Origin of the sequence: Streptomyces glaucosporus (assembly GCF_039533345.1) — a bacterium.
In the GTDB taxonomy this organism is placed as follows: domain Bacteria; phylum Actinomycetota; class Actinomycetes; order Streptomycetales; family Streptomycetaceae; genus Streptomyces; species Streptomyces glaucosporus.
The window spans coordinates 1-22,265 of the sequence record NZ_BAAATJ010000007.1; the positions used below are offsets into that span (position 1 = coordinate 1).

Consider the following 22,265-nt stretch of genomic DNA (forward strand, 5'->3'; position numbering starts at 1 on the left):
ACGTCTCACCGGCACTGACGGTGTAGTTGACACCGTTGACGGCCTTGGCCACCCCGTCCCGGGTCTTGAACTCCACATGGAGGTCACGAACCTCCAGGAGCGGCCCGTCGGAGCCGTCTCCGTCGCGCGGCGCGGGAGCGTCCGCCGTTTTGTCGATGGTGATCACGTACGCCTCCCTCAGCGCATCTTGGGATCGAGGGCGTTGCGCACCGCATCGCCGAACATCAGGAACGAGAGCACCGTGATCGAGACCATCACGGAGGGGATGATCAGGACGTAGGGCGCGTTGCGGAGCTGCTCACGCCCCGCGGAGACGTCCACACCCCACGACACCGTCGGCTCGGCGAGGCCCACGCCGAGGAAGGACAGCGTCGCCTCGGCCGCGATGTAGCCGCCGAGCGCGATCGTGGCGACGACGATGATCGGCGCCAGGGCGTTGGGCAGGATGTGCTTGAGCAGGATGCGGCTGGTGGAGGCGCCGAGCGCCTTCGCCGCGACGACGTAGTCCGCCTGCTTGATGGTGATCACCGAGCCGCGGGCGACACGGGCGATCTGGGTCCAGCCCAGGAAGGCCATCGCCAGCATCACCACCCAGACGCTGCGCACCTCGAAGGAGGTCAGGATGACCAGCGCGCCGAGCAGGTACGGGATGCCCATGAAGACGTCGGTGATCCGGGACAGCACGCTGTCGAGCCAGCCGCCGAAGTAGCCGGCGAGCATGCCGATCGTGGTGCCCAGGATCGCGACCAGCAAGGTCACGCCCACACCGACCAGGATGGAGGCGCGGGCGCCGTAGACGATCCGGGCGTAGATGGAGCGGCCCTGCCCGTCGTAGCCGAGCCAGTCCGGGGCGAAGAAGTTGCCCCAGTTCGGGTGCTGCAGGTAGTGGTTGGCCAGGTCCGCGTGGCGGGGCGAGGCGCTGGTGAACAGGCCGGGCACCGCCGCCATGGTGAGCAGCAGCAGGATCAGCACGGCCGAGACCAGGAAGAGCGGGTTGCGGCGCAGGTCGTGCCAGGCGTCCGACCACAGGCTGCGCGCCTTGGCCGCCGAGGGCCCCTCGGTCACCAGGGCGGTGGTCTCGGGGGCCGGGTTGTCGATCACAGCGGTCTTCCGGACCGTGTCGGCGGTTTTCTCAGGCATACCGGATCCTCGGGTCCAGGACCGCGTAGAGCAGGTCGACGAGCAGGCTGGTGATCAGGTACACGATGACGATCAGCGAGGCGATGCCCACGACCGTGGCGCCCTCCCGGCGGAACAGGGCCTCGTAGATGGCGTCACCCACACCCTGGACGTTGAAGATGCCCTCGGTCACGATGGCGCCGGTCATCAGGTTTCCGATGTCGGTGCCGAGGAAGGTGACCACCGGGATGAGCGAGTTGCGCATCAGGTGGACGCCGACGATCCGGTGCTTCGGCAGTCCCTTGGCGATGGCGGTGCGCATGTAGTCCGCCCGGAGGTTCTCCGCCATCGAGGTCCGGGTCAGCCGGGCCACGTACGCCAGGGAGAGGGAGCCGAGCACGATGGCCGGCAGCAGGAGGTCCCCGAAGCTCTCGGAGTCCTGCACGGTCGGCGTCGTGATCCCGAGCTGGAAGGCGAAGAAGAACTGCATCAGGTAGCCCAGCACGAAGGAGGGCATGGAGATCAGCACGAGCGTCAGGGTGAGGAGGCCGCGGTCCCGGACGGAGTCCGGACGGAGGCCGGCGATCACGCCCAGCCCGATGCCGACGAACACCGTGAAGGCGAACGCGAACAGCGTCAGGCGGATGGTGACCGGGAAGGCCTGGGCGATGATCTCGGCGACGGGACGCTTGCTCGCGATCTCGGTGCCGAAGTCGCCCTGGAGCAGGCCGCCCAGGTAGTTCAGGTACTGCTGCCAGACCGGCAGGTCGAGACCGAGGTCGCGCTTGATGCTCTCGACGACGGCCGGATCGTACGCCTGATCACCCATGAGCGCTCTGACGGGGTCGCCGGGCAGGGCGTACATCATGAGGAAGATCAGCAAGGTTGACCCGATGAACACCGGGATCATCTGGAGCAGTCGTCGTGCGACATAGCGCCCCATGGGTGCCTCCGTGTGGGGTGGACTGCGGCCGCCGGTACCGTCGCCAGACCCCTCATCGCCCCGGTGGGACGCCGGGGCCATGAGGGGTGACGGTCCCGGTCGGCCCTCCGCCGCCACCGAACGGATCGGCGGCGGCGGAGTGACGGCCGAGTGGGAAAGTGGCCCGCGGACTCGCTTACTTGGCGGTGACCTCGGTCAGCTCGATGTCGCCGTGGAAGTCCACGGTGACGTTGTCGACGCCCTTACCGTGACCACCGTTGATGCGGTAGTACCACAGCGGGATGGCCGGCATCTCCTCCAGGAGCTTCCGCTCGACCTCCTGGTAGATCTTGACGGACTCCTCCAGGGACTTCGCGTTGTCACCCTTCGCCATCAGCCCGTCGATCTCCTTGTTGGAGAAACGGCCGTTGTTGGACTCGGCGTTGGTGTGGTACAGCTCCTTGAGGAAGTTGACGTTGACCGGGTAGTCGGCGACCCAGCCACCGCGGTACATCGCCTTGACCTCGTCCTTGTCACGGGCCTCCAGGTCCGTGGCGAAGTCCGGCTTGGCGTCGCCCACGCAGTCCACGCCCGTGGCGTTGCGGATCGACTCGCAGACCGCGGTCACCCACTCCTTGTGGCCGCCGTCGGTGTTGTACTGGATCCAGATCTTGTTGCCCGGGACGCCGCCGCCGTCCTTGATGAGCTTCTTCGCCTTCTCCGGGTTGTAGGTGAAGACGTCCGTGTCCAGCTTCTGGTAGCCCTTGACCTGCGGCGGGGTGAAGCTGTCGGCCGGGGTGCGGGTGTTGTTCAGGACGGTCTTGGTGATCGTCTCGCGGTCGATCGCCATGGACAGGCCCTGGAGGACCTTCGGGTCGATGTCCTTGAAGGTCTTGGAGTAGAACGCCGGCACCAGCGTCTGGATGGCCGCGTACGGCTGCTCGATGGCGCCGTCGCCCAGGTCCTGCTTGTACTTGGGCAGGTCCGTCGGGCCGACCTGGCGGATGATGTCCAGGTTGCCGGAGACGACGTCCTGGTAGGCGGCCTCGAGGGTCGAGTAGTTCTTGAACTGGATGCCCTTGTTCTGGGCCTTGTTCGGACCCTTGTAGTCGTCCCAGGCCTTGACCTGGATCAGCTTCTTGTGGGTCCACTTCTCGAACTTGTACGGGCCGTTGCCGACCGGCTTCTGGCCGAACGCCTTCGGGTCGTCGTAGAAGACCTTCGGCAGCGGGGCGAAGGTGGAGTACCCGAGCTTGTAGTTGAAGTAGGGGACGCGGTCCTTCAGCTCGATGGTGAAGGTGGTGTCGTCCACGACCTTCAGGCCGGACATCTTGTCGGACTTCGGCTCACCCTTCTCCGGGTGGACGTCCTCGTAGCCCTTGATGTCCGAGAACCAGAAGGAGTTCTGCTGGTTGTTCTTGATGTTCGCGTACCAGTTCCAGGCGTCGACGTACGACTGGGCGGTCACGTCCTCGCCGTTGTGGAACTTCCAGCCGCTCTTGAGCTTGACCGTCCAGGTCTTCGAGTCCTCGGTCGTGACCGACTCGGCGTTGGTGTAGACGATCTCGCCCTTGGCATCGAAGTCCAGGAGCTGGGTGAACAGGGACCGGATGACGTACGAGCCGTTGGTCTCGTTGGTGTCGGCCGGGATCAGCGGCTTCTGCGGCTCGCCGACGTCGATGGACACGTAGCCCGCCAGGGCGCCCTTGTCCTTGGCCGAGTTGTCGTCGCCGCCGTTGCCGCCGCCACAGGCGGTCGCGGCCAGCGCCACGACTATCGCACCCGCGACCCACTTGGCGCTCATGGCACCGCGCATGGGTTTGCCTCCTCAGAGTCCACTGTCAATACGGGAGGGAGCCCCTGCGTCCGCCGGCGTTCCACCGTCGGCAGTGACTCCGCGTCACGAACCGGCGCTCCCCGCGCACGACTCGCCGACCCGAGCTCAATGGACCCAACTATTGGGTACGTGAGGCGCGTAGACCACACGTGACGGGTCTCGGTTTGGTCACATAACGTTCAACCGATGGCCCGAAATGCGGACAAAATAATCCCATACAGACGGTCGCGAAACGGACTGTTAACACTTCTTTCGGTGATTCACGTCCGGATACAGGACGTTCTTCCGCCGGAAAGTGTTTGACACCGTCCCGTCCGTACACCGTCGGGACGGGAAACGGAGGGCGCGCCCGTCCCGTTCCCGGTTGTGAGCAAGACCACCCCCCGGATGTCCGGTATTCGGACACCCGGGGGGTGGTTCGGCTCCGGGATCAGGCGTGCTTGGCCCGGGAGGCGGCGCGGGCGCGCTCCCTCTGGTCCAGGACGACCTTGCGGATGCGCACGGCCTCGGGGGTCACCTCGACGCACTCGTCGTCGCGGCAGAACTCCAGGCACTGCTCCAGCGACAGCTTCCGCGGCGGCACGATGGACTCCGCCACGTCGGCCGTCGAGGACCGCATGTTGGTGAGCTTCTTCTCCTTGGTGATGTTCACGTCCATGTCGTCGGAGCGCGAGTTCTCCCCGACGATCATGCCCTCGTACACCTCGGTGCCCGGCTCCACGAACAGCACGCCGCGCTCCTGGAGGTTGGTCATCGCGAAGGCGGTGACCGCCCCGGCGCGGTCCGCCACGAGCGAGCCGTTGTTGCGGGTCTTCAGCTCGCCGGCCCACGGCTCGAAGCCCTCGTGGATCGAGTGGGCGATGCCCGTGCCCCGGGTGTTGGTCAGGAACTCCGTGCGGAAGCCGATCAGACCGCGGGAGGGCACCACGAACTCCATGCGGACCCAGCCGGAGCCGTGGTTGGTCATGCTCTCCATCCGGCCCTTGCGGGTGCCCATGAGCTGCGTGACCGCGCCCATGTGCTCCTCCGGCACGTCGATGGTCATGCGCTCGACCGGCTCGTGGACCTTGCCGTCGATCTCCCTGGTGACCACCTGCGGCTTGCCGACGGTCAGCTCGTAGCCCTCCCGGCGCATCGTCTCCACCAGGATGGCCAGCGCCAGCTCGCCGCGGCCCTGCACCTCCCAGGCGTCGGGGCGGTCGGTGTCCAGGACCCGCAGCGAGACGTTGCCGATCAGCTCGCGGTCGAGGCGGTCCTTGACCTGCCGGGCGGTGACCTTGCGGTCCTTGACGGCCGCCTTGGCGTCCGCGCCCTTGCCGCTGCCGCCGCGGCCGACCAGCGGCGAGGTGTTGGTGCCGATGGTCATGGAGATCGCCGGCTCGTCGACGGTGATCAGCGGCAGCGCGACCGGGTTCTCCGGGTCGGCCAGCGTCTCGCCGATCATGATGTCCGGGATGCCGGCGACCGCGCAGATGTCGCCGGGGCCCGCCTTCTCGGCGGGCTTGCGGACGAGCGCCTCGGTCATCAGCAGCTCGGTGATGCGGACGTTCTGGACCGAGCCGTCACGCTTCATCCACGCCACCGTCTGGCCCTTGCGCAGCTCACCCTGGACGACGCGGAGCAGGGCGATGCGGCCCAGGAAGTTGTCGGCGTCGAGGTTGGTGACGTGCGCCTGGAGCGGGGCGTCCTCGTCGTACGACGGGGCCGGGACGTGCTCCAGCAGGGTGGCGAAGAACGGCTCCATGCTGTCGCTGTCGGCCGGGACGGTGCCGTCCTCGGGCTTGGTCAGCGAGGCGACGCCGTCACGGGCGCAGGCGTAGACGATCGGGAACTCGATCTGCTCCTCGTCCGCGTCCAGGTCCAGGAAGAGGTCGTAGGTCTCGTCGACGACCTCGTCGATCCGGGCGTCGGGGCGGTCGGTCTTGTTGATGCACAGGATGACCGGCAGCCGGGCCTGGAGCGCCTTGCGCAGCACGAAGCGGGTCTGCGGCAGCGGCCCCTCGGAGGCGTCCACCAGCAGGACCACCGCGTCCACCATGGACAGACCGCGCTCGACCTCGCCGCCGAAGTCGGCGTGGCCGGGGGTGTCGATGATGTTGATGGTGACGGGATCGCCCCCGTCCTTGGGGTGGTACTTGACCGCGGTGTTCTTGGCGAGAATGGTGATGCCCTTCTCGCGTTCCAGGTCGTTGGAGTCCATCACGCGGTCGTCCACCTGACCGAGCTGGTGGGCGGCGAAGGCGCCCGCCTGCTTGAGCATGGCGTCGACCAGGGTGGTCTTGCCGTGGTCTACGTGGGCGACGATGGCGACGTTACGGATGTCGTGGCGCGTGGGCATACTGGGGGGGCTTCTCCCGCATCTGTGGATGGCGACGCGGCCGGTGCGGCCGCGCGCTCGCCGGGCTGATCATCGCCACGGCACTTCTCTCTGTCCCATGGTACGGGCCCGGGGCCGGTGGGCGGGGGCCCGAAGCCCCGCCGGCGGCGGCCGTTCCGTCCCGCGGGCGCCCGCGGCGCCCCCGTGGCCGGGGCTTCTCCGCCGCGGGGCCTCCGCCTCGGCACCCCCGTCGGGAAGGTGTGACATGCGGCACCCCTCCGGGCCGTTCCGGGCTCCCGCGGGCCGTCCGGGGGGGCGGGCCGGGCGGCCCGGAGCGGGCGGATCGGAACGGACTCAGAACATCAGAACAGGCTCAGCAGAGCCTCCGCCATGTCCGGGGGCTTGGTGTCCCCGCCCCCGGGAAGGTCGAGCTCGAACCAGACGATCTTGCCGCGGGGGGTGCGGCGGCTGCCCCAGCCCGCGGAGAGCAGGTCGACGAGCTGCAGGCCGCGCCCGCCCTCGTCGGTGTCCCGGGCCCGGCGGCGGCGCGGCTGGACCAGGCCGGCGTCCCACACCTCGCAGACCAGGGTGCGGTCCAGCAGCAGCCGCAGCCGTATGTCCCCCTCGCCGTGGCGCAGGGCGTTGGTGACCAGTTCGCTGACGAGCAGTTCCGCGGTGTCGGCGAGGTCGTCCAGCTTCCAGTCGGCGAGCTGGCGGCACGCCAGTTCGCGGGCGCGGGCGACCGAGCGGGGCTCGGCGGGGAGTCTCCAGTCCCCCACCGATCCCCCGGGAAGGCCGTGGATCCGCGCCAGCAGCAGGGCTATGTCGTCCTCGCCGTGGTGGGTCTCCAGGGCGCCCAGCACCTCGTCGCAGACGTCCTCGAGGGGGCGCTCGGGGCCCGCCAGAGTGGTGCGCAGGGCCTGGAGCCCCTCGTCCAGCGGCTGGTGGCGGGACTCCACGAGGCCGTCGGTGTAGAGGGCGAGCAGGGCGCCGTCCGGCAGTTCGACCTGCTTCTCCTCGAAGGGCTCGCCGCCCACGCCCAGCGGTACGCCCCTGGGGACGTCCAGCAGCATCGCGGGCCGTTCCCCGCCGGGGTCGACGAGCGCGGGCGGCAGGTGCCCGGCGTTGGCGAAGGTGCAGCGGCGGGTGACGGGGTCGTAGACGGCGTAGATGCAGGTGGCCAGGTAGACCTCGGAGAGGTCGGTGGACCGGGGGCCCGAGGAGAGGTCGGCGGCCCTGCCGGACCGCTCGCCGCGTCCTCCGCGGGGGGCGCCCAGGCCCCGGGCGATCTCGTCGAGGGCGCCCAGCACCTCGGCGGGCTCCAGGTCCAGCATGGCCAGCGTCCGCACCGCCGTGCGCAGTTCGCCCATGGCCACCGCCGCGCGCAGTCCGCGGCCCATCACGTCGCCCACCACCAGGGCGGTGCGGTGGCCGGGCAGTTCAATGACGTCGAACCAGTCGCCGCCCACCTCGGTCGCCGTACTGCCCGGCAGGTAGCGGCAGGCGATGTCGAGTCCGGCGGCCTCCGGGTCGTCCGGCGGCAGCAGACTGCGCTGGAGTATGAGCGCGCGTTCGTGCTCCCTGCGGTACAGCCGCGCGTTGTCGATGCACACGGCGGCGCGGGCGGCCAGTTCCGCGCCGAGGGCGGCGTCGCGCTCGGCGAAGGGCTCGCTGCCCTTGGTGCGGGAGAACTGGACCAGTCCCAGTACCCGGCCGCGCGCGACCATCGGCACGGCGAGGGTGGACTGCACCAGGGTGCCCGTGGCGCGCTGGACGCGGGCGGTGCGCAGGGCGTCGGCGTAGGGGGAGCCGGCGGGATAGCGGTGGATGCTGCCCAGCTCGACGGGCTCGGGGTCGGGGTCGCCGGTGGTGTGGTGCCCGAGTGTGATGGGCCCGTCGGAGACCGCGCTGGCGAAGGCCACGCGCCGCAGCGGGCGGGTGCCGTCCAGGCCCTCCCCCGCCCGGGGGTCCTCCCCGGAGAACACCTCGGGGAACAGGTCCACGGAGGCCAGGTCGCAGAACTGCGGCACGGCGACGTCGAGCAGTTCGCGGGCGGTGGTGTCCAGGTCGAGGGAGTTGCCTATCCGGGCGCCCGCGGCGTTCAGCAGGGCCAGGGCCCGGCGTACGTCGTCCGGCTTTCCCGCCTCGGCTGGAATGTCGTTCAACGCCGCCCCTCCCTGTCCCGGTCCGGTACCCCGGGCTCGAACCGCCCCGGCGCACCGGCCCCGTTCACCGCACGGCCCCCGCCACCTTTCGGCGGGGTTCCGAGTCAGTCCCGTTCCCCTCTCTCCTAACCAGACGGCGTCGGCTCGAACCACAGGCCGCGGTGGCGCGGCCGTGCGGACCGGGCCCGGCGGCAGAACCGCTGCCGGAGGCGGGGACACGTGGCGTGCCGCATTTTTCCGGTGTTCTCGACACAGCGTCAAGGCGCAGGTGAAGCCATGATTCCGGTCATTGGCGGTGGGAGCGAGCCCAATGCTCCCGAAGCCCCTGCGAAACGCCCTCAGGGGATCGGGAGTTCGAACCAGACGGTCTTGCCGATCGGCCCGTGCCGCGTTCCCCAGCGCCGCGCGCCGCGGGCCACGAGCTGGATGCCCCGCCCGCCCTCGTCGTCCACGCCGGCGCTGCGCTCGCGGGGCGGTGCGGGCAGCGGGTCGGAGACCTCCACCAGGAGGGAGGAGCCGCGCACCATCCGCACGCCGATGGGGCCGTGGGCGTGGCGCAGGGAGTTGGTGACCAGCTCGCTGACGAGCAGCACCGTGTCGTCGGCGAGCGCGCCCAGGCCCCAGTCGTGCAGGTTCTTGCGGACGGCGTCCCGGGCCCGGCGGGCGGCGGTGGTCTCGGCGGGGAAGACCCAGGAGGCGATGCTGCCCTCCGGCAGGCCGCCGAGCCGGGCGAGGAGCAGGGCCACGTCGTCGACGGTGCCGGGGACGCCGGGGGTGCCGGACTCGTCGCCCGGGTCCAGGCCGGCGAGGACGCGGTCGCAGACGTCCTCCAGGCAGGTTCGGGCCGGAAGGCCGCCGAGCAGGGACACCAGGCGGTCCAGTCCCTCGGTGATGTCCTCGCCCCGGTGCTCGATCAGCCCGTCGGTGTAGAGGACGAGGACCGCCCCCTCGTCCACGGTCAGGGTCACGGACTCGAACGGCACGTCGTCCACGCCGAGCGGGGGACCGACGGGCCCCTGCACGGGGGCGGCGTCCCAGACGCCGGCGGGCGAGCCGGTGAGCAGCAGCGGCGGCACGTGCCCGGCCGTGGAGAGGGTGCAGTGGCGGGTCGAGGGGTCGTAGACGGTGTAGACGCAGGTGGCCATCAGGGGCTCGTCCGGCCCCGGGGCGAGGTCGTCGGCGAGGTCGTTGACCCGGCGCAGCAGCTCGCCGGGCGGCAGGTCCAGCCCGGCCAGGGTCCGCACCGCCGTGCGCAGCCGGCCCATGGTGGCCGCGGCGCGCAGTCCGTGGCCCATCACGTCGCCGACGACGAACGCGACCCGGCCGCCCGCCAGGGGGATCACGTCGAACCAGTCCCCGCCGGCCTCGGCCTCGGCCTCGGTGGCGCTGCCACCGGGGACGTACCGGTAGGCCACCCGCACGCCGGGCGGGGAGGGGACCCGCTGGGGCAGCAGGCTGCGCTGGAGCATCAGGGCGCTCTCGCGCTCGCGGGTGTAGAGGCGGGCGTTGTCCAGGCTGATCCCGGCGCGCCCGGCCAGTTCCGCGGCGAGCGCGAGGTCGTCGCGGTCGAAGGGGGCGCGGCCCCCGGCCCGGCCGAGCACCAGCAGTCCGAGGACGGTGCCGCGGGCCCGGAGGGGGACGGCCATCAGGGAGTGGATGTCCAGGTCCGCCGCGACCCGGGCCCCGGAGTCGCCGGCGCGGGCGGCGGAGAGCAGTTCGTCCCGGGACACCATCAGATGGGACGCGGCGGAGGTGAGCACCTCCCCGAAGACCGACCCCGCGTCGAAGGCGACGGCCTGGCCGGCCCGCAGCAGGTGCTCGACGGCCGGGCCGCGGTCCCTGGCCTCGGCGCCGAGCTGGAGCAGCGGGGTCCGGGGCGGGTGTCCGGGGCGGGGCAGCTCCCCGCCGTGCGCGACGCCTCCGTGCAGCATCACGCTGGAGTAGTCGGCGAAGCGCGGCACCAGGGTGCGGGCGAGCTCCTCGGAGATCCTGCGGACGTCGAGCAGGTCGCCGAGGGTCACGCCGATGTCGTCGAGGAGCTTCAGCCGCTGGCGGGCGCGCTCGATCTTCTCCAGCGCGTCCCGCCGCTCGGTGACGTCCATGATCGTGGAGCTGATGCCCAGGACGCGTCCGTCCCGGCCGGTGAGTCTGCCGTACGACACCGAGCGCCAGCTGTGCCCGTCGGGCCCCAGGAGGACCGTGTCCACCACGGGCCGGCCGGTGTCCAGCACCAGTTTCTGGATCTGGGCGAGGTCGTCGGCCATGCGGCTCGGCAGGACCTCGTGGAGGGTCCTGCCGAGGATGTCGGCGACCGGCTTCCCGACGAGCCGGGCCAGCGACTCGTTGACCCGGACGTACCGCTGCTCGGGGTCGAAGACGGCGATGCCCAGCGGGGAGGAGACGAAGAGGGCGTCGAGGGCGGCGAGGTCGTGCTCGACGGCGCGCAGCCGGGAGGTCTCGACGATGTTGGCCAGAATGAACGGTTTGCCGTTCGACGGGGTGAGCAGCGAGGCCCTGGCCTCGACCTCCACGGTGCGGCCGTCGAGGTGGCGCACGCGGAGGATGCCGCGCCAGTACCTCTCCTCCCGGAGGGCGGTGTAGATGTCGCCCTCCTCCACGGGGGCGGTGCCGGACGGGGCGTCGTGGACGAGGTAGCCGGCGTAGTGGCGCCCGGTCATGTGCTCGGCGGGCCAGCCGAGGATCTCCTCGACCATCGGGCTCCACAGCAGCACGTATCCGCCGGTGTCGAACATGACGACACCGACGCGGAGGGTGTCGAGCAGCGAGGTGGCCACTCGTTCGACCGCGCCCTGGAATGACTTGGGGGTGTCGCTCACGCCGTCCCCGTCCACGCTCGGGTCATCACCGGATCACCACGTCCGGACAATGAGGACTAAATGCCCATATACCCGATTGTGCCTGGGGTCAGGCTTGATCACCGCTTCCGAGCCGCAGGCGCTCGACGAGATAGCGCCGCTCGTCCGCTCCCCCGTTCACCCTCTCCGCGCCGGAGGCGCCCCCCGGCACGGCTCCCCCCAGCCGCTCGGCCATGCTGTGCGCCTCGGCGCGGGTGGCGTACCGGCCGACGCAGTAACGGTTGCCGTTCGCGTCCTGCCTGATCACCATCCAGGGGAGCGCGATCCCGTTCTCGGTCATTCCCGGCTCCCCCTGCCCCGCGTTCCGTGCCGTGCGCCGTCCCCTGACGGTCCACCGATCCGCATATGCCTGAGCCTACGCCCGGGCCTCACTCACCGCATTCGCCTTGGCACAATGCGGCATGATTTCGGCCATGTGTACGAGTACGGGAGGGGGCGCACGGAGCCTTTCAGCGCACCGGGAGGTGGTACACCATGCGATACCGGTCCGCCGGGACGACCACGTCCGCCGTCTCCACCGGACGCCTGCCCGCCCGGTACGTCCGCTCGATCACCAGCACGGTGTGCCCCGGCACCCCGCCGAGCTCGATCATCTCCTCCGCCAGCCCGGGGCGGGCCCCGACCTCCTCCACGACGTTGTCCACGACCAGGTCGACGCCCGCCATCCTCTCGACCACCCCGCGACCGCCGAGCGGCCCCTCCTCCGGCAGCATCACCGGGGTGCGCCCGGTGATGGCCAGCGGCTCCCACGAGGTGGAGAGCATCGACGGCTCCCCGTCGACCCGGAACAGGTAGCGGGTGCGCATCACCCGCTCACCGGCCTTGATCCCCAGCCGCTCCGCGATCGCAGGACTCGCGTCCTCCTGCTCGCTGCGGGCCTCCCAGGTGCCGTTCACCGACTCGTCCGCCTGCTCCTGCCGGAACGGACCGGAACCGCCGGACGGCCGGTAGCCGGTGCGGATCACCCTCCGCGGCACGGGCCGCTCGCGCACGTAGGTGCCCGACCCCGAACGCCCCTCGACCAGCCCCTCGGCCATCAGCACCTTGCGGGCCTCCAGCGCGACGGTGTCCGAGACCCCGTACTCGGCGCGGATGCGCGCCTGCGACGGCAGCCGGGTGCGCGGCGGAAGCGTGCCGTCGGCGATCTTCCGACGGAGATCCCCGGCCACACGCAGGTATGCGGGCTGCTCACCGAAAGGCACGTGTCCTCCAACGGCTTGACGGTGAGCAACAGCTTGGCAACAGAGTGTTTGGACCCGCAACAATCGGCCACGGTTTCACCCGATGTGATGAAGTGCTGCTCAGAGCAGGTTTCGCCCCCAGAAACAACCGCGGAACCACCCTGCGCGGAAACGGCAGCCGGCGGGAACGGCGAGGGGCCGGGCCCGAGGGCCCGGCCCCTCCCGGAAGCCGTGGTCCGCGTCCGCCGCCGGAGGCGCCGGACGGTGCGGGACGCTTCGGTGCGGCGTCAGACGTTGAAGCGGAACTCCACCACGTCGCCGTCCTGCATCACGTAGTCCTTGCCCTCCATGCGGGCCTTGCCGCGGGCGCGGGCCTCGGCGACCGAGCCCGCTTCGACCAGGTCGTCGAAGGAGACGACCTCGGCCTTGATGAAGCCCCTCTGGAAGTCGGTGTGGATCACGCCGGCCGCCTCGGGGGCCGTGGCGCCCTTCTTGATCGTCCAGGCGCGGGCCTCCTTCGGCCCGGCCGTGAGGTAGGTCTGCAGGCCCAGCGTGTCGAAGCCGACGCGGGCGAGGGTGGCCAGACCGGGCTCCTCCTGGCCGACCGACCGGAGGAGTTCGAGGGCGTCGGCCTCGTCCAGCTCGGCCAGCTCGGACTCCAGCTTGGCGTTGAGGAAGATCGCCTCGGCGGGGGCGACCAGCGCGCGCTGCTCGTCCTTGAACGCCTCGTCGGTCAGCTCCTCCTCGTCCACGTTGAAGACGTAGAGGAAGGGCTTGGTGGTGAGCAGGTGGAGGTCGTGGAGGAGCGCGGCCTGCTCGGTGCCCTGGGCGATGCCCGCGGAGAACAGGGTGCGGCCCTCGTCCAGGATGGCCTTGGCCTCCTCGACGGCCTTCACCTTGGGCTGGACGTCCTTCTTGACCCGGGCCTCCTTCTGGAGCCGGGGCAGGACCTTCTCGATCGTCTGGAGGTCGGCGAGGATCAGCTCGGTGTTGATCGTCTCGATGTCGTCCTTGGGCGAGACCTTGCCGTCGACGTGGACGACGTTCTCGTCCTTGAAGGCGCGGATGACCTGGCAGATCGCGTCGGACTCGCGGATGTTCGCCAGGAACTTGTTGCCCAGCCCCTCGCCCTCGCTCGCGCCGCGCACGATGCCCGCGATGTCCACGAAGTCCACGGTCGCCGGGACGACCCGCTCCGAGCCGAAGATCTCGGCGAGCCTGGTCAGCCGGGTGTCGGGGACGCCGACGACGCCGATGTTCGGCTCGATGGTGGCGAACGGGTAGTTGGCCGCCAGGACGTCGTTCTTGGTCAGGGCGTTGAACAGGGTCGACTTGCCGACGTTGGGCAGGCCGACGATTCCGATCGTGAGCGACACGTGGCGACTTCCCGTAGCGAGAGGATCTTGGGTGAACCGGCCCGGGCGGGGCCGATCCCCCAGTCTACGGGCACCCGAAGGGCGGTCCGGGGCGTGTCCGTGCCCGCCTCCGGGCCGGTGGCCGTCCTACGTTGGTCCGGTGGAACAAGACAGCGCGCGCATCCCCCGTGACCGCCGGTTCCCCCTTCGCCGGGGACGGACGGCGAAGCCCCCCTCCCCCGGCGCCCGGGCGGGCGCACGCGGAACCGGTCCCGCGCGGGCCGTCCCCCGCCGGTCCCGTCCGGTCCCCGCCGCACCCGGTCCCGCCGCCGCCCGGCGCACGTGGCCGCCCGGCGCACGCCTCACCGGGCTGGGCTGCGGACTGCTGGCCACCGGGGCGACGGCGGCGGCCGGCGGACTGGACGTGCTGCTGCTGGACGGGCACACCACCGCGTACGGGATCTGCTTCGTCCTGGTCAGCGCCGTGTGCGCGCTGTGGGTGAGGCCGGCGGACCTGGCCGCGGCGCCGATCGCGGCGCCGATCGCCTTCATGGCCGGGCTGCTGTTCCTCAGCGGCGACTCGGACGGTTCGGCCGGGTGGCTCGTGGAGCTGGTGACCGCGCTGGCCGTCAACGCCGGGTGGGTGTACGGCGGCACCCTGGCCGCCGTACTGGTCGTCCTCGCCCGGGCGGGCGCCGGCCGCCGCGGGCCGGGGAGGTCCGGCGGGCCCGCCGTCGGCGGGGGCCGGCCGGGTTAGCCGGCGGCCTTCCGCGCGGCCTCGGCCCGCAGGTCCCGGCGCAGCTCCTTGGGCAGGGAGAAGGTGATGGACTCCTCGGCCGCCTTGACGATCTCCACGTTCTCGAAGCCCCGCCGCGCCAGCCACTCCAGGACCTCGTCCACCAGCACCTCGGGCACGGAGGCGCCGGAGGTGACGCCGACGGTGGCGACGCCCTCCAGCCAGCTCTCGTCGATCTCGGAGGCGAAGTCCACCAGGTGGGCGTCCTTGGCCCCGGCGCCGAGGGCGACCTCGACGAGCCGCTTGGAGTTCGAGGAGTTCTGCGAGCCGACCACGATGACCAGATCGGCCTCGGCCCCCATCAGCTTGACCGCGTTCTGCCGGTTCTGCGTGGCGTAGCAGATGTCGTCGCTGGGCGGGGAGACGAGCTGGGGGAACCGCTGCTTGAGCCTGTCGACGGTCTCCATGGTCTCGTCGACGGAGAGGGTGGTCTGGGAGAGCCAGACCACCTTGGACTCGTCGCGCACGGTGACGTTGTCCACGTCGTCCGGGCCGTCGACGAGGGTGATGTGGTCGGGGGCTTCGCCGGAGGTGCCGATGACCTCCTCGTGGCCCTCGTGGCCGATCAGGAGGATGTCGTAGTCCTCCTTGGCGAACCGGACCGCCTCCTTGTGGACCTTGGTGACCAGCGGGCAGGTCGCGTCGATGGTCGCCAGCTTCCGCCGCTCGGCCTCCTCGTGCACGATCGGCGCCACGCCGTGGGCCGAGAACATGACGATGGACCCCTCGGGGACCTCGTCCGTCTCGTCGACGAAGATCGCGCCCTTCTTCTCCAGCGTCTGTACGACGTACTTGTTGTGGACGATCTCGTGGCGGACGTAGATCGGCGCGCCGTACTGCTCCAGGGCCTTCTCGACGGCGATCACGGCGCGGTCGACCCCCGCGCAGTAGCCGCGGGGTGCGGCGAGGAGGACCCGGCGTGCGGTCGTAGCAGTCATGGGCCCATCGTACGGGCCGGGCCGGCGGGCCCCGTCGGCGAGGAGACCGGACCCGGGGCGGGCCGGGGCGGACCGGGGAGTCGGCGCCGGCCTGGGGCCGCTGTCGGCGCGGGCGGCTAGCCTCCTCGCATGGCTCTCAACACGTCGCCCGAGGCGCCGGTTCCCGTCGGCGAGGTGTCGCGGCTGATCGGCGGATGGATCGACCGGCTCGGCGCCGTCTGGGTCGAGGGGCAGATCACCCAGCTCTCCCGGCGCCCCGGCGCGGGGGTGGTGTTCATGACCCTGCGCGACCCCTCCCAGGACGTCTCCCTGACCGTGACCTGCTACCGCGCCGTCTTCGACCGGGTCGCGGACGTGGTCTCCGAGGGCGCCCGGGTGGTGGTGCACGGCAAGCCGGAGTGGTACGCGCCGCGCGGCCAGCTCTCCCTGCGGGTGGCGGACATCCGGCCGGTGGGGGTCGGCGAGCTGCTGGCGCGGCTGGAGCGGCTGAAGAGGTCCCTGGCCGCCGAGGGCCTGTTCGCGGCCGAGCGGAAGAAGCCGCTGCCCTTCCTGCCGCGGCTGGTCGGACTGGTCACCGGCCGTGCCTCGGCGGCCGAGCGGGACGTGCTGGAGACGGCCCGGCAGCGCTGGCCCGCCGTCCGCTTCGCGGTGCGCAACGTGGCCGTGCAGGGGGTGCACGCGGTGCCGCAGGTGATCGCCGCGGTCAGGGAGCTGGACGCCGACCCGGACGTGGACGTGATCATCGTGGCCCGGGGCGGCGGCAGCGTCGAAGACCTGCTGCCCTTCTCCGACGAGCAGCTCGTGCGGGCCGTGGCCGCGTGCGTCACGCCCGTCGTCTCGGCCATCGGGCACGAGCCGGACACCCCGCTGCTGGACCTGGTGGCCGACCTGCGCTCCCGGACGCCGACGCACGCCGCCAAGGACGTGGTGCCGGACGTGGCCGAGGAGCTGGAGCGGGTGCGGCAGCTGCGCGAGCGGGCGCTGCGGGCGGTCGAGGCGATGCTGGAGCGCCAGGAGCGCGGCCTGGCGGACACCATGAGCCGTCCGGTGATGGCCCGCCCGTACACGATGGTGGAGGAGCGCGAGGAGCAGGTCGGGGCGCTGCTCGACCGGAGCCGCAGGACGTTCGGGCACCTGCTGGACCGGGCCGGGACGGAGCTGGAGCACACCCTCGCCCGGGTCGTCGCGCTGTCGCCCGCGGCGACGCTCCGGCGCGGCTACGCGGTGCTCCAGCGGGCCGACGGGACGGCGGTGCGGGCCCCCGGGGAGGTGGCGGACGGCGAGGAGCTGCGGGCCCGCCTCGCCGAGGGCGAGCTGACGGTGACGGCCCGGCGGCCGGGCGGGGCCGGGTGAGCCGCGGGGCTGTCCGACCCCGGCCCTAGGCTGGGCCCATGACGGATGCGAGCACCCCGCCGCCGGCCGGGGAGATGGGTTACGAGCAGGCGCGCGACGAGCTGATCGCCGTGGTCCGGCGTCTGGAGGCGGGCGGTTCCACCCTGGAGGAGTCGCTCGCCCTGTGGGAGCGCGGCGAGGAGCTGGCCGCGGTCTGCCGCCGCTGGCTGGACGGCGCCCGCGCCCGGCTGGACGCGGCGCTGGCGGAGGAGGCCGGCGGCGAGGGGGACGGGGAGGACGGGGGGTTCGCGGAGGACGACGGCCCCGGCGGTGTGGACGGCCAGGAGGGCGAGGAGGGCGAGAACGGGGTGTGACGGCTCCGCCCGGCCGGTCCCGCGTTCGGGCCCCTGGACGCCCTGTCCGCGGTGGACGGCGCGGAGCCGGACCGTCCGCTCAAGGAGGCGCCCTCCACGGCCCCGGCCCCGGGCGGCGCCGCCCCGGTCGGCGTGCCCGGGGCGGGGGACGCCGTCACCACCGTCCGGCGCCTCCGCGCGGCCCGGCTTCCGGCTCGCGGCCGCTCAGTTCTCCCCGGCCTCGAGCGCGGCGGCCAGCCGTGCGAGGCTGTCGAACGGCGCCGTGCCCGTGACGACCGTGGTCACCCCGTCCTCACGGTGCACCAGGGCGTCGTACTTGGGGCCCTCGTAGCGCTCCCACTCCTCGCCGTCCACCGTCCGGTTCTCGCCGGTCGGCTCCGCGCCGTGGGTGACCTCGGCGATGAAGGCGTCGGGCTTCCCGTCGCCCTGCTCGACGGCCGCGTACTCGTTGTCCGGGTCCATGAAGCCCAGGTGCCAGACGGCCCCGTGGTCGCTCTGCCCGTCGTACCTCACCGAGGTGGCGCGCCAGGTCTCGGGCAGGCCGACCGGGGCGGCCAGCGGGTACGGCGCCGCTCTGCGGGCCGTGGCCAGTTCGGTGTCGTAGGTGATCGGACGGACCGGGTCCAGCGAGTCGTCGTGCGGGATGAACAGGTAGACGAGGCCGGCGCCGAGGAGGATCACCAGCATCGACAGCACCATGTCCCGCGCTGTCTGCGTGCCGCGCTTGCTTGCCACGCACCCATCGTCCCCCATGCCCGGTTCCGCCTGGACCACCACCCCCGGCCGACCGCCAAAGCGCTCATCCGTGGGGCGCTCTGCTCACTCTGCCGTTCTCCCGGATAGGGTCGAAGCACCCTCAAGCTTCGGCCGTCGCGTTCGGAGGCCGTACAGACGTGCAGAAAGGTGCGTCACGATGACCGATCACAACCACCTCCCCTCCCAGCTCGAAGTCAGTCCCGAAGCCCCCGACCGCAACCTCGCCCTGGAGCTCGTCCGCGTCACCGAGGCGGGTGCCATGGCATCGGGCCGCTGGGTCGGGCGTGGCGACAAGAACGGCGCGGACGGCGCCGCCGTCAAGGCCATGCGCACCCTGGTCTCCACCGTCTCGATGAACGGCGTCGTCGTCATCGGCGAGGGGGAGAAGGACGAGGCCCCGATGCTCTTCAACGGCGAGCGGGTGGGCGACGGGACCGGCCCGGAGTGCGACGTGGCCGTGGACCCGGTGGACGGCACGACGCTGACGGCCAAGGGCATGGGCAACGCGGTGTCGGTGCTGGCGGTGGCCGAGCGCGGCTCGATGTTCGACCCGAGCGCCGTGTTCTACATGGACAAGCTGGTCACCGGGCCGGAGGCGGCGGAGTTCGTCGACATCACGGCCCCGCCCTCGGTCAACATCCGCCGGGTGGCCAAGGCCAAGGGCGGCAGCCCCGAGGACGTCACCGTGGTGATCCTCGACCGGCCCCGCCACGCGGACATCGTGAAGGAGGTCCGGGAGTCGGGCGCCCGGATCAAGTTCATCTCGGACGGCGACGTCGCGGGTGCGATCATGGCCGCGCGCGAGGGCACCGGCGTCGACCTGCTGCTGGGCATCGGCGGTACGCCGGAGGGGGTCATCGCCGCCTGCGCGATCAAGTGCCTGGGCGGCGTCATCCAGGGCAGGCTGTGGCCGAAGGACGACGAGGAGCGGCAGAAGGCCGTCGACGCGGGCCACGACCTGGACCGGGTCCTGACCACCGACGACCTGGTCGGCGGCGACAACGTGTTCTTCGTCGCCACCGGTGTCACGGACGGCGAGCTGCTGCGCGGGGTGCGCTACCGCGCGGAGACGGCCACCACCCAGTCGCTGGTGATGCGGTCGAAGTCCGGCACGATCCGCCTCATCGACTCCACCCACAAGCTGTCGAAGCTGCGCGCCTACAGCGCCGTCGACTTCGACCGGGCCCGCTGAGCCCGGTCCGGCCGCCCCGGCGGCGGGCGGACGGCCCGCCGCCGCACGGAGGCACCGGCCGGCCGGGCCGCGCCGGGGCGGTGCTCAGGGGCGCCCGGAGCACGCCCGGGGGTGTCCGGGTGCCGGGGCGTCCGGGTGCCGGGGGTGTCCGGGCGGTGCTCAGGCGATGCGGGACACCTGCGCGGACTGCCCCAGATCGGCGTCGCGGCGGCGCCGGCGGGCGAGCACCACTCTGCGCTCGGCGGCGGTCAACCCGCCCCACACGCCGTACGGTTCGGGCTGGAGGAGGGCGTGCTCGCGGCACTCGACGAGCACCGGGCAGCGCGCACAGACCCGTTTGGCCGCCTGCTCGCGGGAGAGCCGGGCGGCGGTGGGCTCCTTGGAGGGGGCGAAGAACAACCCGGCCTCGTCCCTGCGGCAGACCGCCTCGGAGTGCCACGGTCCTGCGTGCTCCCGCGAGGAGGCGCGCTGGACGGGGACGACGGCGGCCTGCGGAGACTGATGCGGCGTTGGCAGCACGGTCTACTCCTGACGACGGCTACGGCTGTTCGATCTGTCGATTGAGTCACCCTGGTCCGCCTTGCTGCGCACGGCGGTTCGCACTGCGGCCGTACGAGAGACGATGCATGCGGCCTACCCACTGTGTGCGCGCTTATGCATACGGTGGCGTATCGCCGGGAAGCCTGGCGCGGTGGTTCAACTCCCGGTGCGCACGGGACGCGTGGCGGCGTGTGCGCAGCATGCGCGCGGCGCTGCGGACGGTGCGGCGCCGGGCCGCCGCACCGTCACTCCACGATCCGCACCGGAAGCGGACGCATTGCCTCCCGCAAATCCTTGGCGAGCACCTCGAACTCGTGCCGCCGGACCGCACCCGCCCGCATCGCCAGACCGATCCGCCGCGAGGGCGCCGGGTCGGCGAACCGGGCGGTCGCCAGCATCTCGTTCCGCGCCGTCTCCACCCGCAGCGAGGTGCGCGGCAGCAGCGTCACCCCGAGCCCGCCGGCGACGAGCTGGACCAGGGTGGAGAGCCCGGCCGCGCTCGTGCCGGCCGGGACGCCCTCGGAGCGGCCGGCCTCCCGGCACACCTCCAGGGCCTGCTGGCGCAGACAGTGCCCCTCGTCCAGGAGGAGCAGCTCCAGGTCGCGCAGGGCCTCGCGCGGCAGGCCGTCCCGGCCCGCCAGCTCATGGTCCCGGGGTGTCACCAGGACGAAGTCCTCGTCGAACAGCGGCACCTCCGCCACGCCGGCGGCCGCCGCGGACTCGGGCGTGCCCAGCGGCACGGCGAGCAGCAGCAGGTCGAGCCGCCCGTTCAGGAGGCCCTCCAGCAGCGAGGCCGTCTGCTCCTCGTACACCTGGAGGTCCAGGTCGGGATAGCGTTCGTGAACGAGCCGCAGCACCGTGGGCAGCAGGTACGGCGCGCAGGTGGGGATCACCCCGAGCCGCAGCGGTCCCGTGAACGGCCCCCGTACCGCCTCCGCCTCCTCCAGCAGCTCGCCGACCGCGTCCAGGACCGTGCGGGCGCGGGCCGCCAGCCGTTCCCCCGCCGGCGAGAGGAGCACCCTGCGCGTCGTACGCTCGACCAGTTGCACGCCCAGCGACTCCTCCAGCGCCGCGACGGCGCCCGACAGGGCGGGCTGGCTCATGCCGATCTCCGCGGCGGCCTCCCGGAAGTGCAGGTGTTCGGCCACCGCCGTGAACGCCCTCAGCTGGGACAGGGTGGGCGGGCGTCCCCGGCGAGGACGTCGGGTCGGCGGAGCCAACGATAACCTCCCTCGATCAATGCGGACGAGTCTAGTTATTTCTGTGATCAATGTCGTCTATGGCAGTGTGGATCATGTCCAACCCTCAGGAAAACCCCGGCCTGGGGCATTTCCGCGCAACAAGGAGAGCGTGTGCTCACTGTCGGAGACAAGTTCCCCGAGTTCGACCTGACCGCCTGCGTGGACATCGAGGCCGACAAGGCGTTCGAGCAGATCAACCACAAGACCTACGAGGGCAAGTGGAAGGTCGTCTTCTTCTGGCCGAAGGACTTCACCTTCGTCTGCCCGACCGAGATCGCCGCGTTCGGCAAGCTGAACGAGGAGTTCGCCGACCGCGACGCCCAGATCCTGGGCGTCTCCGGTGACTCCGAGTACGTCCACCACGCCTGGCGCAAGGACCACCCCGACCTGCGCGACCTGCCCTTCCCGATGCTGGCCGACCCCAAGCACGAGCTGATGCGGGCCTGCGGCGTCGAGGGCGAGGACGGCTACGCCCAGCGCGCGGTCTTCATCGTGGACCAGAACAACGAGATCCAGTTCACCATGGTGACCGCCGGCTCCGTCGGCCGTAACCCCAAGGAGGTCCTGCGGGTGCTGGACGCCCTGCAGACCGACGAGCTGTGCCCCTGCAACTGGAAGAAGGGCGAGGAGACCCTCGACCCGGTCAAGCTGCTCGCGGGCGAGTGAGGAAGGCGCCATGGCTCTCGACGACCTGAAGTCGGCCCTGCCCGACTACGCCAAGGACCTCAAGCTCAACCTCGGCTCGGTGATAGGCAACTCCGACCTGCCCGCGCAGCAGCTGTGGGGCACGGTGCTGGCCTGCGCGATCGCCTCCCGCTCGCCGAAGGTGCTGACCGCGCTGGAGCCCGAGGCGAAGGCCAACCTCTCCCCCGAGGCGTACACCGCGGCCAAGGCCGCCGCCGCCGTCATGGCGATGAACAACGTCTTCTACCGGACCCGGCACCTGCTGTCGGACCCGGAGTACGGCAACCTGCGCGCGGGCCTGCGGATGAACGTCATCGGCAACCCCGGCGTGGAGAAGACCGACTTCGAGCTGTGGTCGCTGGCCGTCTCCGCGATCAACGGCTGCGGGCAGTGCCTCGACTCCCACGAGCAGGTGCTGCGCAAGGCCGGTGTGGACCGCGAGACGATCCAGGAGGCCTTCAAGATCGCGTCCGTCGTCCAGGCGGTCGGCACGGTCCTGGACGCCGAGGCGGCCCTGGCCGACCCGGCCCCGGCCCTGTCCTGACCCCCGCCGGCCCGGCGCACCGCCGCGCACACGGCCGAACGGCCCCGGACCCGTCACCGGTCCGGGGCCGTCCCGCGTGTCGCCCGCCGCCCCGAG

General features: G+C 71.6%; 18 protein-coding genes and 2 pseudogenes. 6 read left to right on the plus strand and 14 right to left on the minus strand.

Features of this window, described 5'->3' with window-relative positions; translation table 11 throughout:
* From ABD358_RS10220 to ychF, 10 genes and pseudogenes are all read right to left on the minus strand, one after another.
* A pseudogene (locus ABD358_RS10220) lies at positions 1–166 on the minus strand (methionine ABC transporter ATP-binding protein); the annotation flags it as partial.
* Positions 167–177: 11 nt separating this feature from the next.
* Complete coding sequence (locus ABD358_RS10225; protein WP_344630589.1) at positions 178–1,140, minus strand: ABC transporter permease; 963 nt, start codon at positions 1,138–1,140, stop codon at positions 178–180.
* Positions 1,133–2,062, minus strand: a complete 930-nt coding sequence (locus ABD358_RS10230) for an ABC transporter permease (protein WP_344630590.1) — start codon at positions 2,060–2,062, stop codon at positions 1,133–1,135. Before ABD358_RS10230 ends, ABD358_RS10225 begins: the two co-directional genes overlap by 8 nt.
* A gap of 175 nt (positions 2,063–2,237) precedes the next feature.
* A complete protein-coding gene (locus ABD358_RS10235) occupies positions 2,238–3,857 on the minus strand; it encodes a peptide ABC transporter substrate-binding protein (protein WP_344630591.1) in 1,620 nt (539 codons plus the stop codon).
* 451 nt (positions 3,858–4,308) lie between these two features.
* Positions 4,309–6,216 (minus strand): translational GTPase TypA, encoded by a 1,908-nt coding sequence (gene typA / locus ABD358_RS10240; RefSeq protein ID WP_344630592.1) that lies wholly within the window; start codon positions 6,214–6,216, stop codon positions 4,309–4,311.
* Between the two features lie 341 nt (positions 6,217–6,557).
* Positions 6,558–8,390 (minus strand): annotated as a pseudogene (locus tag ABD358_RS10245) (ATP-binding SpoIIE family protein phosphatase); the annotation flags it as partial.
* A gap of 308 nt (positions 8,391–8,698) precedes the next feature.
* A complete protein-coding gene (locus tag ABD358_RS10250; RefSeq protein ID WP_344630593.1) occupies positions 8,699–11,197 on the minus strand; it encodes a SpoIIE family protein phosphatase in 2,499 nt (832 codons plus the stop codon).
* 88 nt (positions 11,198–11,285) lie between these two features.
* On the minus strand, positions 11,286–11,516 hold the full coding sequence (locus tag ABD358_RS10255; protein WP_344630594.1) for an SPOR domain-containing protein: 231 nt from the start codon (positions 11,514–11,516) through the stop codon (positions 11,286–11,288).
* A gap of 169 nt (positions 11,517–11,685) precedes the next feature.
* Positions 11,686–12,438, minus strand: coding sequence for a GntR family transcriptional regulator (locus ABD358_RS10260; protein WP_344630595.1), 753 nt, complete (start codon positions 12,436–12,438; stop codon positions 11,686–11,688).
* Positions 12,439–12,704: 266 nt separating this feature from the next.
* Positions 12,705–13,793 carry a redox-regulated ATPase YchF gene (ychF, locus tag ABD358_RS10265; RefSeq protein ID WP_344630596.1) on the minus strand — a complete coding sequence of 363 codons (1,089 nt, stop codon included), beginning with the start codon at positions 13,791–13,793 and terminating at the stop codon, positions 12,705–12,707.
* A gap of 139 nt (positions 13,794–13,932) precedes the next feature.
* Between ychF and ABD358_RS10270 the strand changes: the two genes are divergently transcribed.
* Positions 13,933–14,529 (plus strand): DUF6542 domain-containing protein, encoded by a 597-nt coding sequence (locus ABD358_RS10270; protein ID WP_344630597.1) that lies wholly within the window; start codon positions 13,933–13,935, stop codon positions 14,527–14,529.
* Here the strand turns inward: ABD358_RS10270 and ABD358_RS10275 are convergent.
* Positions 14,526–15,506, minus strand: coding sequence for a 4-hydroxy-3-methylbut-2-enyl diphosphate reductase (locus tag ABD358_RS10275; protein ID WP_344630598.1), 981 nt, complete (start codon positions 15,504–15,506; stop codon positions 14,526–14,528). The genes ABD358_RS10270 and ABD358_RS10275 overlap by 4 nt on opposite strands.
* A gap of 129 nt (positions 15,507–15,635) precedes the next feature.
* Here ABD358_RS10275 and xseA point away from each other — a divergent pair, with 129 nt between their 5' ends.
* Both xseA and ABD358_RS10285 read left to right on the plus strand, forming a co-directional pair.
* Entirely contained in the window at positions 15,636–16,859 is a 1,224-nt protein-coding gene (gene xseA, locus ABD358_RS10280) for an exodeoxyribonuclease VII large subunit (protein WP_344630599.1), read from the plus strand.
* Positions 16,860–16,897: 38 nt separating this feature from the next.
* The gene (locus ABD358_RS10285; RefSeq protein WP_344630600.1) at positions 16,898–17,212 is read left to right on the plus strand and encodes an exodeoxyribonuclease VII small subunit; all 315 of its coding nucleotides are present in this window, start codon (positions 16,898–16,900) and stop codon (positions 17,210–17,212) included.
* A 204-nt stretch (positions 17,213–17,416) separates the two neighbouring features.
* Here ABD358_RS10285 and ABD358_RS10290 read toward each other — a convergent pair whose 3' ends face one another.
* Complete coding sequence (locus ABD358_RS10290) at positions 17,417–17,947, minus strand: DUF4245 domain-containing protein (protein ID WP_344630601.1); 531 nt, start codon at positions 17,945–17,947, stop codon at positions 17,417–17,419.
* A gap of 178 nt (positions 17,948–18,125) precedes the next feature.
* Here ABD358_RS10290 and glpX point away from each other — a divergent pair, with 178 nt between their 5' ends.
* Positions 18,126–19,160, plus strand: coding sequence for a class II fructose-bisphosphatase (glpX, locus tag ABD358_RS10295; protein WP_344630602.1), 1,035 nt, complete (start codon positions 18,126–18,128; stop codon positions 19,158–19,160).
* 159 nt (positions 19,161–19,319) lie between these two features.
* Here glpX and ABD358_RS10300 read toward each other — a convergent pair whose 3' ends face one another.
* Together ABD358_RS10300 and ABD358_RS10305 are read right to left on the minus strand one after the other, a co-directional pair.
* Positions 19,320–19,679, minus strand: a complete 360-nt coding sequence (locus ABD358_RS10300; protein WP_344630603.1) for a WhiB family transcriptional regulator — start codon at positions 19,677–19,679, stop codon at positions 19,320–19,322.
* Positions 19,680–19,945: 266 nt separating this feature from the next.
* Positions 19,946–20,920 carry a LysR substrate-binding domain-containing protein gene (locus tag ABD358_RS10305; RefSeq protein WP_344630604.1) on the minus strand — a complete coding sequence of 325 codons (975 nt, stop codon included), beginning with the start codon at positions 20,918–20,920 and terminating at the stop codon, positions 19,946–19,948.
* 132 nt (positions 20,921–21,052) lie between these two features.
* On the opposite strand from ABD358_RS10305, the gene ABD358_RS10310 reads away from it, so the two are divergent.
* Together ABD358_RS10310 and ABD358_RS10315 are read left to right on the plus strand one after the other, a co-directional pair.
* Positions 21,053–21,607: a peroxiredoxin gene (locus ABD358_RS10310; protein ID WP_344630605.1), complete on the plus strand. Its 555-nt coding sequence runs from the start codon at positions 21,053–21,055 to the stop codon at positions 21,605–21,607.
* Positions 21,608–21,617: 10 nt separating this feature from the next.
* Entirely contained in the window at positions 21,618–22,169 is a 552-nt protein-coding gene (locus ABD358_RS10315) for an alkyl hydroperoxide reductase (protein WP_344630606.1), read from the plus strand.
* Positions 22,170–22,265: the final 96 nt, after the last annotated feature.